The sequence below is a fragment of the Geodermatophilus sp. CPCC 205506 genome (assembly GCF_051383635.1).
In the GTDB taxonomy this organism is placed as follows: domain Bacteria; phylum Actinomycetota; class Actinomycetes; order Mycobacteriales; family Geodermatophilaceae; genus Geodermatophilus.
Genome location: NZ_JALPKP010000041.1, coordinates 36,672 through 49,777, shown reverse-complemented (window position 1 = coordinate 49,777; position 13,106 = coordinate 36,672). Strand labels below are relative to the sequence as shown.

Below are 13,106 nucleotides of genomic sequence, written 5' to 3'. Positions count from 1 at the left end.
CGTACTGACCCGTCTGCCGCTCCGGCACAACACCCGGGCCTACGCGCTGACCGATCGCGGGCTTGCCTTGCGCGAGGCGATCGTCGCGCTCGGACGCTGGGGCGCCGAGGAGGCCTAGGTGTGGCGCGGAATCGCGATGCGCTCCGACAGGCTCTTCCGCAGCTACTGCGCCGCCGTCAGCCTCGCCGCCACCCTGATCTCGATCAAATCAGACTTGATCAACACGGCCTAGCCGCATCCCCACCGGGTGGCCGGGCCGCAGCCCGACTGCTCGACGTGAGCGGGTGGCGGCCGGTGTCGTCGTAGCCGTCCGCGCGGCGCTCGGCCCCGCCGGCGACGTCGTGGAGTCCGTGACCGTCGTGGCCCGCATACATCGACCTGACAGCGGCCGCCCGCGCCAGCTTGGGCCCCGCTGACGGCCTGCTCCGCCGGAGCGCTACGCGCGATCAGGCCGGACGCCAGCGCGGGCCCACCGGCTCGACGGTCATCACGCGGCCGCCGACATCGAACTCCCGGCTCTCGCTGCACGCCGTCAACGGCCGCACGGACCACCCGCTGCCGCCCTTCCGGGTCACCCGCCGCCGGGGCGGGAGTGACGGCCGCGGGGCCACCGCGAAAGAGGCCGATACTGCGACCTTGCATCGGTTTGGTACGTGACCGTAATATCGCTAGATGGCGTCGCAGAGCAGCACCCCGCAGATGTCCGTGCTGTTCGACCTCTGGCTGGTCAACCACCTCATCTCCGGCGCCCTCGATGACGTGCTCGCTGACAGCGGGGGCCTCTCCGGGGAGGACTTCGGCTTCTACTCGCTGCTGCGCCGTTTCGGTCCGGTCACCGCTACCCAAGTGGTCCGTTGGACGGCCATGCGGCCGACGACGGTCTCGACGCTGATTCGCCGGCTGCAGCAGCGCGGGCACGTGGAGCAGCGGCCCAATCCCGCCGACGGACGATCCCGACTCATCGCCCTGACCCCCGCAGGCGAGGAAGCACACGTGGAGACGGCGACGACCTTCTTCGCCGCCACCCGCACCCTGGCCGCCGCCCTCGGCCCCGACGAGCCGCGGCAACGCGTCGCATTGCAACGCCTGGACGCGGCCCTGCGCGAGGTCGGCGGCCTGGACCCGCGCCCCTACACCGTCCCCACCGCCGAGCCGAAGACGACCGGTCGGCTGACCTACGACGGCCCCCCGCTGGCCGCCGATGAAGAGGCGCACGTCCGCGCCTACATCGACTTCGTCCGATCCCAACGGAGAGAAGGCACCCGCGATGTCCCCGCCCCCGTCCACCCGGCCCACTGACCCCGCCGTGCTCGACACCGCCCGCGCCACCATCACCGACCTGATGGACCGCCACCACGTACCAGGCCTGACCGTCGCCGTCACCGACGCCGACCGACTGCTGTTCGCCGAGGGCTTCGGCCACGCCGACCTGGCCACCCGGCGTCCGGCCACGCCCGACACCAGCTACCTGTGGTTCTCGATGTCCAAGATCGGCACCGCGACCGCGGCGATGCGGCTGGCCGACGAGGGCCGACTGGACCTCGACGCCCCGGTGTGCGAGTTGGTGCCGGACTACACGGCGCCCACGCGCGAGCAGCCACGGGTGCGGCAGTTGCTCAACCACACCGCCGGGGCGGCCAACCCACTGCCGGTGCGCTGGGTCCTGCCCGCCGACGCCCCCGACACAGACGTGGAGCGCTACGCCCGACGGGTACTGGCCCGACACGGCCGGCCGAAGCGGCCCGCCGGCGGGCCGGCTCGCTACTCCAACCTCGGCTACCTGGTCCTCGCCGCGGCCATCGCCCGCGTCGACGGTGGACCGTTCGAGGACCACGTGCGGCGGGCGCTGCTGGCCCCTGCCGGCATGACCGCCACCGACTTCGTCCAACGCACCGACACCCACCAGGCCACCGGCTACGTGCACCTCCCGCGCGCAGCCACCCCGCTGCTGCGCGCGGCCCTGCCGTCCTGGATCGTGGGCGAACGGCACGGGCAGCACGTTGCGTTGCGCCCGTTCCGGGTGGCAGGTGCCGGCTACGGCGGCCTCGTCGGCAGCGCCCCGGACGCCGCCCGGCTGCTCCGCCTGCACCTCGCCGACGGCACCATCGACGGCACCCGGCTCCTCGCTCCGGCAACTGCGCGCGCCATGCGCACCATCGCCACCCCCGGCAAGCCGTTCGATCTGGGCGTGGGGTGGTTCCGCCGCCCCGCCGACCGGGATGCCCGGCCGGGGTTCGTCGAGCACTGGGGCACCGGCGGCGGCTTCTGGAACGCGATGCGTCTCTATCCCGACCTGGGGCTGGGCATCGTCGTCATGGCCAACACCACGCGCGCCTACGACCACCACACACTGATGACCGCGCTCGTGACGGCGTTCGCCCGATGAGCACCCGGACGCGACCACGGGGCCGTGAGGTGACCCCGGTCAGGCCTGAGGCCTGCCGAGTCCCGGGAGGCCGCATGGGCGGCGTGGACATCCGGCGGAGTTCCGCCGCAGTGTCCGGGACCTGGTCGCAGCCGGCTCGTCCACCGCTGCGCCGGGGCGGAGGTCGGCGCGAACGACGTCTGCGTCGCCATCTCCGACAGCCCTCCGTGGTCGCTCGCGTCTCGGGTGGAGATCCGCAGCCGCTCAATCGTCAACGGGCAGCACGTCGACGTCACCGCTGCTCACGGTCACGGTGATCGAGCGCGGAGACCCGGGGTCGACGGGCAGGTCCACCTGCACCTGGCCGGAGCTGCTCTGCGCGCGCACCTGGTAGGGGTTGCCGTCCTCGGGGAGTTGCAGGGTGACGTCCCCGCTGCTGGCCTCCACCATGACATCGGTCGGCGCGACGGCGAACTCCAGGTTGGTGCTGCCCGACGAGACCTCCGCCACGACGCTGCGGCTGCTCAGTTCCGTGGCGCTGACCGAACCGGAGCTGGACCGGAACTCGATGGGCCCGGTGACGTCGACGAGGGTGGTCCGACCGCTGGACACACTGGTCCGCAGCAACTGCGTCCGCAGCCCCCGGACCTCGAGATGCCCCGAGCTGGTCGAGAGCTCGACCACATGTCCGTCCGGAACCGCGATCTCGTAGTCGAGCTCGCACCGGCCACCGAGGAACCCCGGGCATCCCGCTTCGATGACCGCACGCGAGCCGGAGGTGTGCTCGTCGATCTCCGGCGCCCGCCAACCGTGGCGGACGGTCCGGTGCACCCGGAGCACCTCGTCCTCGGCCCGGGTCAGGACGACCGAACCGGTGCCGACCTCGACGTGCAGCAGAGATGTCCCCGCACCCATGCTGAACGAGCGCGACTGGGTCGTCGTCGGGATGAACTGGCCGACCAGCCACAGCACGACGACGGCGAGGATCACGAGGCCCACGAACCTGCGGCGGCGGGTCGAGGGCCGGTCGATGGTCGTCATGGCGCTCACCTCGTCGGGTAGCCGGAAGGACTGCACCGCCGAGCCTGGACAGAGGGCTGCTTGCGCGAATCCGGGAGGTCCCTAGTCCATCGGGAGGTGCGCGAGATCCAACCGTCCGGCGACACCGAGCTTGGTGAAGACCTTGTGCAGGTGGTACTCCACGGTCTTCCGGGACAGGAACAACTGCATGGCGATCTCCGGGTTGGACGCACCGCTCGCGGCCAGCCGGCTGATCTGGCGCTCCTGCGGGGTGAGCCGCCTCCACTCGGCGGTCTCGCGTCGGCCGAGCGTCTCCCCCGTGGCCCGCAGCTCGGCGCGCGCCCGCTCCGCCCACGGCGCGGCCCCGGCGCGATCGAACGCCTCGGCGGCGGCTCGTAGCGCAGCCCGCGCGTCCACCCGCCGGCGTCGGCGCCGCAACGCCTCACCGTAGGAGAGCCGCGTGCGGGCCTCGTCCAACGGCCGCGCAGCCGCGCTGTGCTGCTCCAGCGCCGCCTCGTAGGCGGCCGGGTCGCCGCCCGCGAGCTGCGCGGCGCCGCGCTGGGCGAGCGCGATCCCCCACGGCGTCCCCGCGCGCCGCACCCAGGCCCCGAACCGCTCCAGCGCAGCGCGCCCGCTCTCGGGCCGACCGGCGCGCGCCGCGGCCTCCACCAGATCAGGAGTCGCCCACAACGCCACGCCCGGATGCCCGAGGCCGCGTCCGGCGGCGACCGGATCGAGCCGGACGAACGCCTCGTCCGGCCGGCCGAGCCCGAGCTCCAGCAGGCCCAGCGCCCACGCCGCCCCTGCCGCGACGGCACCCAGCCGGCGCGCGTCCGCCTCGACGGCCGCGTCTTCGGCGTGCTGACGGCAGGTCTCCTCCTCGCCGCGCCATGCGGCAACCAGTGCGAGGACGACGGCCGCGGTGGCCGTCTGCTGGCCCAGCTCGCGGGCGAAGCGGATGCCTTCCCGGCAGGTCGACTCGGCGTCGTCGAGCAGCCCCGACTGGGCGTAGGAGAAAGCGAGTCGGTTGAGCGTCGTGGCCAGGAGCCCCAGTGCGCCTGCCCGCCGCAGCACCCGTTCCGCCCGCAGGTACAGCCGGCGCGCGGCGACCTCGTCACCGAGGAGGAGGCACGCCTGTCCGGCGCGCAGCAACGTCATGGGCTCCTCGGACCCCCGGGCGGCCGTCACGACCCGCCGCAGCCGGGCCGCGCCCTCCCCCCAGTCACCCGCGGCCACCTCGGCCACCCCGACCAGCAGATCGACGACAGTCCCGTCGGCGCCCGGGTCCCCCGACACGACCTGCCGGACGACGCGACCGAGTTCGACCGCCCGGGCCCCGCCTGCGAGGGAGGCCGCCTCACCCGCGAGCGCGAGATGGGCCAGGGCCACGGTCCGGTCCTCGGTCTCCAGCGCGGCCGCGACGAGCAGCGGGTAGGCGGTGTCCGGCGAGCCGCCGCTCAGCTCGATCAGCCCCCGCAGCCCGCGCAGCGCCGCACGCTGCGCCGGCTCCTCCAGCAGCGGTTCCGCCTCCGCCAGCAGCTCGCCCGCGGAGGCGGGGCGGCCTGCGGTCCAGCTCGCCTCGGCCGCGGCCACCAGCCGCCGGCCGCGCAATGCGGGCACCGCGGTGAGCGCGGCGGCCCGCTGGAGCGCGGCCGCGGCCGCCGCGGGACCGGAGCGCGTCCGCGCCCGCTGCGCTGACTCCTCCAGCAGCTCGGCGATGCGGGAGTCGGGCCCGACCGTTCCGGCGGCGAGGTGCCAGGCCCGGCGGTCGAGGTCCGCGACGTCGTCGAGCACCGCCGCCAGGCCGAGGTGGGCCGCTTGCCGGACGGCGAACTGGGCCTGCTGGTACACCGCGGATCGCACCAGTGGATGACGGAACTCCAGGCGAGCGCCGGACACCCGGACCAGACCAGCCGCCTCCGCGGGCCCGAGCGCACCCAGATCCAGGCCCAGTCCGGCCGCCGCCCGACCGACGACGTCGAGCCGCCCGGTGTCATCCGCGGCGGCGAGGACCAGCAACCGGCGGCTGGGCTCGGGGAGTTCCGCCGCCCGGCCGGCGAACACCCGCTCGATCGACGCTCCCACCGGCAGCGGGTCGGGTAGCGGCTCCTGCCCGGCGAGCTGGGCGCCGGTCAACATGCCCGGCACCTCGAGGAGAGCGAGGGGGTTGCCGGCCGTGTTCTCGATGAGCCGGCGGCGGACCGGCTCGGCCACCGTCGGCCTGCTCTCATCGACGAGGGTGGCCGCGGCCTGCGGGTCGAGACCGCCGAGCACCAACTCGGGGACATCCGTCGCGACGAAGGCCTCCCCGTCCCCGTCGCGCGCGGCCAAGATCAGCCCGATCCCCTCCGCCTCGAGCCGTCGTGCGGTGAAGAGCAGCGCCTCCACCGACGCCGAGTCGGCCCACTGCGCGTCGTCGACGAGACAGACGAGACCGGAGTCGGTGGCCACGTCGGCCAGCAGGGACAACACACCGACCGCGACGAGGAATCGGTCCCTCCCCTGCCCCGGTCCTACACCGAGCGCTCCGCGCAGCGCTTCGGCCTGTACCGGCGGTACGGCGGCGAGCCGATCGAGCACCGGGTGCAGCAGCTGGTGCAGCACCGCGTAGGGCAGCTCCATCTCGGACTGGACACCGCTGGCCTGGAGGCACCGCGCGGGCCCGGCTCGCTGGGCCGCCCAAGCCAGCAGCGTCGACTTCCCGACCCCCGGCTCCCCACGGAGGACCAGCGACTGGCTGCGCGATGCCCGCGCACCCGCGAGCACGCCGTCGATGCGGGTGCGCTCCGGCCAACGGCCGTGCAGCACCGGGCAAGGCTAGCTCCCGGAGGACTGGGGAGGTCATCGATGCGACGCCGCCGGCGAACACGGAGCCTGACCGTGCGCACCTGTCCGTCGAGGGAAGAAGGGAGCCGGCCATGTCGAACCACCCCCAGGACGGCCTGTCCGGACAGCAGGACGCCACCGGAGGGATCGCCATCGTCGGCGGTGGACCCGCCGGACTCGTAGCGGCCATCGCGCTGGCCCGACGGGGCATCCCGACCACGGTCCTGGAACGGGACGCACACCCGGACCTGGCCCCACGGTTCAACCCGGACCGCTCGTACACCATCGACATCACCGGCCACGGCCTGCGGGCCCTGCGCGACGTCGACGCCACCGGGTACTTCGACGACCGGCTGCTGCCCTTCCGGGGCATCCAGTACGAGGACCGGATCGTGGAGGACTGGCCGGAACCCGGGTGGACCGGATCGCGCGGCGACATCCTGCGGGCACTCATGGCGGTGATCACCGACCGCCACACGGACGCCGTCCACATCGAGTTCGGCTGCCGCGTGAGCGATGTCGACGTCGCCACCGGAGCCGTGTCGTTCACACCGCCGGGCAGTGAACCCACGACGCGGCGCTTCGACCTCGTCGTCGGAGCGGACGGAGCCGGCTCGGTGGTCCGGCAGGCGATGCAGCAGCAGGTCGCGGGCTTCACCGTGACCAGGAAGTCGCTACCGAACTACCTGACGATGATCGCCCTGGACCGGCTCAGCGACCAGCTCGACGAGACCTACCTCCAAGCCCTGGCCACCAGACCGTTCTGCATCGCCGGTGCCATCCCGGGGGACGAGGAGTCCGACGGACCACGCTGGTTCTGCGCGATAGGGACCCGACGCCAGCTCTCGTTCTCATCGGCCACCGAAGCCCGCCGCTACCTGCGGCACAACTGCCCACGTGTGCTGGACCTGGCCAGCGAGGCCTCCGTCGCCGCCTTCGCCGGACGGACCTGCTATCACATCGGCCAGAAGCTGACCTGCTCCAGGCTCGACGGAGGACGGGCGGTGCTGCTGGGCGACGCCGCCGGGCCGTTTCCGCCCGTCGGCCAGGGTGTCAACGCCGCCATGGAAGCGGCCACCGAGTTGGGCCGCTGCATCGGTGAGTCCGGCCCCGGCGTGCCCGCTCTCGCACGCGCGGCATCGAGCTACCACGACGCGTGGAAACCCGAGCTGGACGCGGTCTCCTGGATCAGCGAGAAGATGCTCTTCGAGAACCGGCTGCACACCCTGCGCGCGAATCTGACGATGCGCCTGGGCCACAACGTCATCGGCCAGGCGAAGAGCCCCCACGTCCCCTACTCCCAGGTCCGGGCCGAGGCGCGGCGCTGGGGGCCGTTGTGGCTGTGAGCCGACCGTGGAGAACCACACCGAGGAGGGCGGTCAACCGACGGCGGCGGAGGGCTTCGATCGACCCCGTGCCGACGGGCCCTCTGACCCCGGACCGGTCCGGGCGATCACCGTGCCCCCCTCAGCCCTCCGGCGGCTGGGGACCCGGAGCAGTCGATGTCCGTCCCGGGGGTGCCGGAGCGGCCGCTGCCGAACGGAGGAACGGCAGCGCCGCGCGGAGGTAGCGCTCGTCTCGAGCCGCGGATTCCCGCACGTAGGAGCGCCACAACCGTGCCGTGGCGTGGTCCAGTTCGCCGAGCTGCCGGGCAGTCGCCGCGCGCAGGAACCAACACACCAGCGGCTCAGGGAGCCTGGCGACGACGGCGAGCCGGCGGCGCGAGCGCCCGGCCCGCGAGACGACCCGGAACTCCCGTTCCAGCTCGCGGAGCTCGGTGAATGCCGACTCGGCCTGCCCGCCCCAGCCCGCCCGGCAGGTACAGGACCGTGTGCGGGCGTCAGGCCCCGTTCCGGTCGCGGTGTCGATCCTGACGTGGAGCCGACGCCGGCGTCACCGGCTCACGTCGACGTACGGCTGGTCGAGGTGAGCAGAGCCGCAGACCCGGACGAGTCCGCCGAAGAGTTCGGGGATGCCTCGGCCGGCTCGCGCACCTGATCCTCGCGGTGCGCCCGCAGTCGCTGCAGCACCCGGACGAGGACGGCGTCGCAGAGCAGCAGGCCTGCCAGTGCCGGCGCGGTCATCGCCCAGCCGGTGCCGTCCCCCGCGACGACGCCCCAGAGCAGTTTGCCGCCGACCATGAGGTTGAGGATCACCAGGCCCCACATCGAGGACCGCCGCCAGAACGCGAGGCAGTAGGCGGCGAGTGACAAGGGAGCGAGCAGGGACATCAGGATCTTCTGTGAGTTCCAGTCGCCGGTCAGCCAGGCCTTCTCGAACTCGAGGAACGCCTGGACCCGCGGATCGGGCTCCGCAGGAGCGGGAAACCAGAACATGCTGGTCGCCAGAGCGACCAGGGTGCCGGTGATCCCCCAGCCACTGCGCCGGTGGGCGAACCACGCCAACGGGATGAGGAAGAGCGGCCGGACGTACCAGCTCAGCACGTTGCCGTGGCGGTTCCAGGCCCAGTCTCCGAGCTCGGCGAGGAACTGGGCGGTGTCGATGTGCACGACGGTCTCCTCGGGGTGTCGGTCGGATCGATGCCGGGGTGAGCCTCGATCCGCCTCCTTGGCGGATCTCGGACATCCGCTTGACGACCCGGCCGAAGCAGTCGCTGCCTGATGCCGGCAGGGCCGTCTCCCTCGACCGACTGGTCGACGAGCTGTGGGAGGAGCAGGCACCTTCGCAGGCATTGGCATCGGTAGAGGCCCACGTCTCGCACCTGCGCCGGCTGCTGGAACCCGGGTGCGGGCCCGTCCAGCGGGTTCGCGCCCTCCGTCAGGCCGGTCGGGGCGGCTCGACGTCTGCCTCACGCGACCGGGGAGGACCGCCGTGGACCGCCGTCGCAGGCCCGTCCTCTGCCGCGGAGACGTCCGGGCGGTCCTGCCGCGCGTGCGCCAGCGCGTCGACCGGACGCAACTGCAGTCCGGCCCTCCACTCCCGCTCGAACTGGTCCACACCGAGGGCCGACCGCACTGCCGCCACGCCGTCGTCGTGGAACCGCCGCAGGGCCGGCCAGGCGCTGAGCCCGAGACTGCCGCGAATGCGTTCGGCCGCCGCGTGCAGCCGCGCGGCCGTTGCCATCCGGCCTTCCATCCGGGCGATGAGGGCGAAGCCGTCCAGGCAGTAGGACACCCCCTCCTGGTCCAGCAGACCCTCGTTCGCCGCCAGGCTCCGGTCGAACATGGTCCGCGCCCGGTCCGGTTGTCCGTGCAGCAAGGCGTCGAACCCGAGCTGGTGCAGGGCCAGCGTCTGCAGGTGCTCGTTGTCGATCTGCTCGCCGAGCCCCAGGCACTCCTGGAACACCGCCGCGACGCCGGCCACCTCCCCGGTTCGCATGAGGAGCTGACCGAGCGCCGAGAGGGTGTAGGCGGCGCCCATGAGCTCGCCGCGCCGCCGGAACCAGGCGACGCCGTCCTCCAGGGCGGTCCGCAACTGCGGGATCTGCACCTCCGTCGCGAGATAGCTGAGGCTGACCCGGGCGCGGATGGCCAGTTCCTCGTCACCCGCGTCCTCGGCCATGCGCAGGGCCTCGGCCAGCATGGCCGCGGCACCCTCGGGGCGCCCCATCGAGAAGAAGCTGGTGGCGCGTCCCCACAACAGGCGTCCGCGGGCCGCTGGATCCAACCGGGATGCCGACGGCAGCGCCGCCACCGCGTCCGCGAGCTCGAGCACCTCTGGGATGAGGCTCCTGGCCCAGAAGTAGTACGCGAGTGGCGTGGCGATGGCATAGGCGGTCTCGGCGTCGTCGACCTCGACCGCATGGCGCCACGCGAGCCGGACGTTGTCCAGTTCGTCGTCGACCAGCGGCGCCCACCGATGGAAGCCGGTCCGCAGCCCCGCACCGACCTCCTGGACGAACGACATCACGACCTGGGCCATGCGGTCCAGCGCCGCCTTGCGCTCACTGCGCTCGTCCAGCCGCTCCTCGGCGTACTGCCTGATCACGCCGAGCATCCGGAACCGGGGCGCCGCCGATGCGCCGTCGTCCGCGGTCACCAGGCTCTTGTCCACGAGCGAGGACACCAGCGTGACGACGTCGGCCGGCCCGGAGCTCCCGTCCGTGCCCGCCATCGCCTCGGCGGCCCGCAGCGTCCAGCCCCCCGGGAAGACCGACAGACGGGTGAGCAGCAGCCGTTCCGGCGGGTCGAGCAACCGGTAGCTCCAGTCCAGCGTCGATCGAAGCGTGCGCTGCCGCTCCGGCAGGTCCACCAGTCCGCTGTCGAGGTCCAGCCGCTGCCCCAGCCGGTCCCTCAGCGCCGACGGCGGGAGCATCCGAACCCGAGCGGCGGCCAGTTCGATGGCGAGCGGGATGCCGTCCAGCCGACGGCAGATCTCACCGACGTCGCCGGCGTTCTCCGCGGTGAGCACGAAGCTGGGGTTGACCTCCACGGCGCGGGCGACGAACAACTGCACGGCGGGCGAGGCCGCCACGTCCGGCGCACGCAGGGAGTCCTCCGCCGTCGGCACGGCGAGCGGGGCCAGCGGCCACTCGTGCTCACCCCGCAGTCGGAGGACGGTGCGGCTGGTCGCCAGCACGCCCACGTCGGGAACGGCGGCGAGCAGCCGGCCGACGTCGGTTGCCGCGGACGGCAGGTGCTCGAGGTTGTCCAGCAGGAGCAGCGCGCGCCGGCCGGTCAGCTGGTCGGCGAGCACGTCGCGGAGCGCGCGACGTCCCGAGGCGCGGACCCCGAGTGCCGAGGCGATGGCCCCCAGCATGCGGGAGGGGTCGCTCTCCGCCGCGAGATCCACGAACCACACGCCGTCGAAGAGGTCGTGCTGCAGCGCGGCGGCGACGTCCAGGGCGAGTCGCGTCTTGCCGATCCCGCCGGGGCCGGTGAGCGTGACCAGTCGAGCGCCGTCGCGGAAGCGGGCGACCACTCCGTCCCGGTCGGTGTCCCGACCGATCATGCGGGTGAGCGGCACCGGCAGCGCGGCCGGCCGAAGCCCCGGCGAGGAGACCTGCTCCCGGGCGGTGAAGCGCTCGGTCAGCAACACCGCCAGGTCGTCCGCGAGCAGTTCGGCCAGTTCCGCGCCGTCGCTGAAGGTCTTGTAGGAGGCGCGGTCGTCGGCCTGTATCCGCTGCAGGAGCTCTCCGAGCCGGGGCTCGCGGTCCGGGGCCGGGGCCTTCACGTAGATGAGCTTCGGCCGGTCGCCGGACAGGGCGTACTCGTCTTCCAGCCCCGACACCGCCTCGCCTGGCGCCACCCAGCCGTACCGCTGCCAGTAGATGCCGACGAACACGTCGCTCTGCGCCAGGTACGCCCGGTAGAGCTCCCGAGGTGGGTGCGGCCGGGCACCCAACTCGAACATCACCGGCGTGAGCCTGACGCCCTCGACCGCCGCGCGCGCCGTCCGCCGCTCGGGGGCCAGCTCCTCCAGCGTGGAGGACACGAACACACGCACCCGGCGATCGGGGGTCGTGATCGGGGCACGAATCCGCTGTGCCAACGCCCCACCCCCCGGAGGATCCGTCCCGCGGCCACCGGTCCCGCCCATGGCAGGCCTGCGCGACACATGACACCAGTCCGGCGCCGACGGCAAGAGAGTGCGTGCTCAGCCCTCTCGGCAGGGTCGGCCCCACACGTCGGCCAGCCAAGCGAAGACGGTCTCCTGCATCAGTGCGGGATGGTTGACCTGGGTGTGCGCTTCGGCTCCTTCGGCGGCGGTGAAGATCCGCAGGTGCTTCGGGCCGGACAGACCCGCGAACACCTGTTCCGCCTGGCGGCGCTGTTCCTCGGACTCGCCCTCGCCGCTCAGTGCGAGGACGGGGATCGACAGACGCGGGATCAGCTCCTCGTTCGAGGTGCCGGCGAAGGCGTCGAAGAACTCGCGGACCTCCTGCACGGCGAACTGCCACAGGAACTTCTCCAGGGTGCGGGCCAGGAAGGGGTCCCGTCGGCCGGCCGCCGCGATGAGCGAGTTCATCACTGCCGTGGGGGCGGAGCGCAGCGCGCGGGGGAACTCGGCTGTGGCCAGCCGGTTGAAGTCGAGGATGGGGGCATCCGCGACCAGCGCCCGGATCCGTTGATCGGTGCCCGCGGCGCGTAGGGCCAGGAATCCCCCGCCGCTGAACCCGGCCGCCACCAGGCGGGAGGCATCCACGGTGGGTTGCGCGAGGACGGCGTCCACGTACGGCTTCAGGAACGGCTCGATCGTCGACCAGGTGACGGCGGGATAGGCGGGATTGGCGGCACGGAACCCGAAGAAGCTCGGTGGCTCGGCGACGAAGGTGTTCCACCCCCGGCGGGCACCGGCCTCGCCGATCCACACCCACGCGTCCTCGGCCATGGTCTCGCCACCGAGGAAGAGCAGGACGGTCGGTGCGGGCTTCCCGGTGTCACCGGCCCGGATGAAGTAGCCGGGTGATGTCCATCCGTCCCAGGACACCGTCACCGCCTCGATCGGGACGTCGGTCAGGGTCACGAAACGCCTGAAGGTCTCCACCGCCGCGGCGTGGCTTCGCCGCGCATCCTCGACCCCCTGCCCGAACATGGCGGCCCGGTGGTAGCTGGTGGCTCGCAGATAGGCGTCCCGGGCTCCGACGGGGTCGACGTCCGCGAGACCGTCGGCGTGCCGCCGGGCGGCGGTCGCGACGACGGTCCAGGCCCGCGCCCAGGAGGCGGGATCCCGGGTGCTGACCCCCGAGGCGGCGACGACGGACTCGCCCAGCGAGGCCCCGCGCGCCGCGGCCCGGCCCAGGATGAACGAGAGATAGACGTCGAGGTCCTGGTTGTCGAAGTAGACCTTCGTCTTGCGACGGGACCAGAGGGACTTCTCCCCGTCCCGGTCCCGCTCGGGCCGGCGGTTCGGCCGGAAGAGGTGTGCCGAGCCGCTGCGGACCCAAGCGGTGAGCCTGCTGCGTCGTGCCTCCGTCATCGGACCGGCCCCCTCT

At 73.0% G+C, this 13,106-nt stretch carries 8 protein-coding genes and 1 pseudogene; 4 read left to right on the top strand and 5 right to left on the bottom strand.

All coding sequences use genetic code 11. The features are described from left to right. Nucleotides 1-672 precede the first annotated feature (672 nt). The gene (locus tag MY520_RS20860) at nt 673-1,299 is read left to right on the top strand and encodes a MarR family winged helix-turn-helix transcriptional regulator (RefSeq protein WP_436694490.1); all 627 of its coding nucleotides are present in this window, start codon (nt 673-675) and stop codon (nt 1,297-1,299) included. After that, nucleotides 1,268-2,386: a serine hydrolase domain-containing protein gene (locus tag MY520_RS20855; RefSeq protein ID WP_436694489.1), complete on the top strand. Its 1,119-nt coding sequence runs from the start codon at nt 1,268-1,270 to the stop codon at nt 2,384-2,386. The genes MY520_RS20860 and MY520_RS20855 overlap by 32 nt, the downstream gene beginning before the upstream one ends. A 243-nt stretch (nt 2,387-2,629) precedes the next feature. Here MY520_RS20855 and MY520_RS20850 read toward each other — a convergent pair whose 3' ends face one another. Beyond that, on the bottom strand, nt 2,630-3,406 hold the full coding sequence (locus tag MY520_RS20850) for a DUF4097 family beta strand repeat-containing protein (protein ID WP_436694488.1): 777 nt from the start codon (nt 3,404-3,406) through the stop codon (nt 2,630-2,632). An 81-nt stretch (nt 3,407-3,487) separates the two neighbouring features. Beyond that, nucleotides 3,488-6,193 carry an ATP-binding protein gene (locus tag MY520_RS20845; RefSeq protein ID WP_436694487.1) on the bottom strand — a complete coding sequence of 902 codons (2,706 nt, stop codon included), beginning with the start codon at nt 6,191-6,193 and terminating at the stop codon, nt 3,488-3,490. Nucleotides 6,194-6,303: 110 nt separating this feature from the next. On the opposite strand from MY520_RS20845, the gene MY520_RS20840 reads away from it, so the two are divergent. Next, nucleotides 6,304-7,557, top strand: coding sequence for an FAD-dependent oxidoreductase (locus MY520_RS20840; RefSeq protein ID WP_436694486.1), 1,254 nt, complete (start codon nt 6,304-6,306; stop codon nt 7,555-7,557). A gap of 555 nt (nt 7,558-8,112) precedes the next feature. Here MY520_RS20840 and MY520_RS20835 read toward each other — a convergent pair. Further along, nucleotides 8,113-8,721: a hypothetical protein gene (locus tag MY520_RS20835; RefSeq protein WP_436694485.1), complete on the bottom strand. Its 609-nt coding sequence runs from the start codon at nt 8,719-8,721 to the stop codon at nt 8,113-8,115. A gap of 38 nt (nt 8,722-8,759) precedes the next feature. On the opposite strand from MY520_RS20835, the pseudogene MY520_RS20830 reads away from it, so the two are divergent. After that, nucleotides 8,760-8,933: pseudogene (locus MY520_RS20830) on the top strand (hypothetical protein); the annotation flags it as partial. A 56-nt stretch (nt 8,934-8,989) separates the two neighbouring features. Here MY520_RS20830 and MY520_RS20825 read toward each other — a convergent pair. Both MY520_RS20825 and MY520_RS20820 read right to left on the bottom strand, forming a co-directional pair. Continuing rightward, the gene (locus tag MY520_RS20825; RefSeq protein ID WP_436694484.1) at nt 8,990-11,605 is read right to left on the bottom strand and encodes an ATP-binding protein; all 2,616 of its coding nucleotides are present in this window, start codon (nt 11,603-11,605) and stop codon (nt 8,990-8,992) included. A 162-nt stretch (nt 11,606-11,767) separates the two neighbouring features. Then, nucleotides 11,768-13,090 (bottom strand): alpha/beta hydrolase, encoded by a 1,323-nt coding sequence (locus MY520_RS20820; RefSeq protein ID WP_436694483.1) that lies wholly within the window; start codon nt 13,088-13,090, stop codon nt 11,768-11,770. Nucleotides 13,091-13,106: the final 16 nt, after the last annotated feature.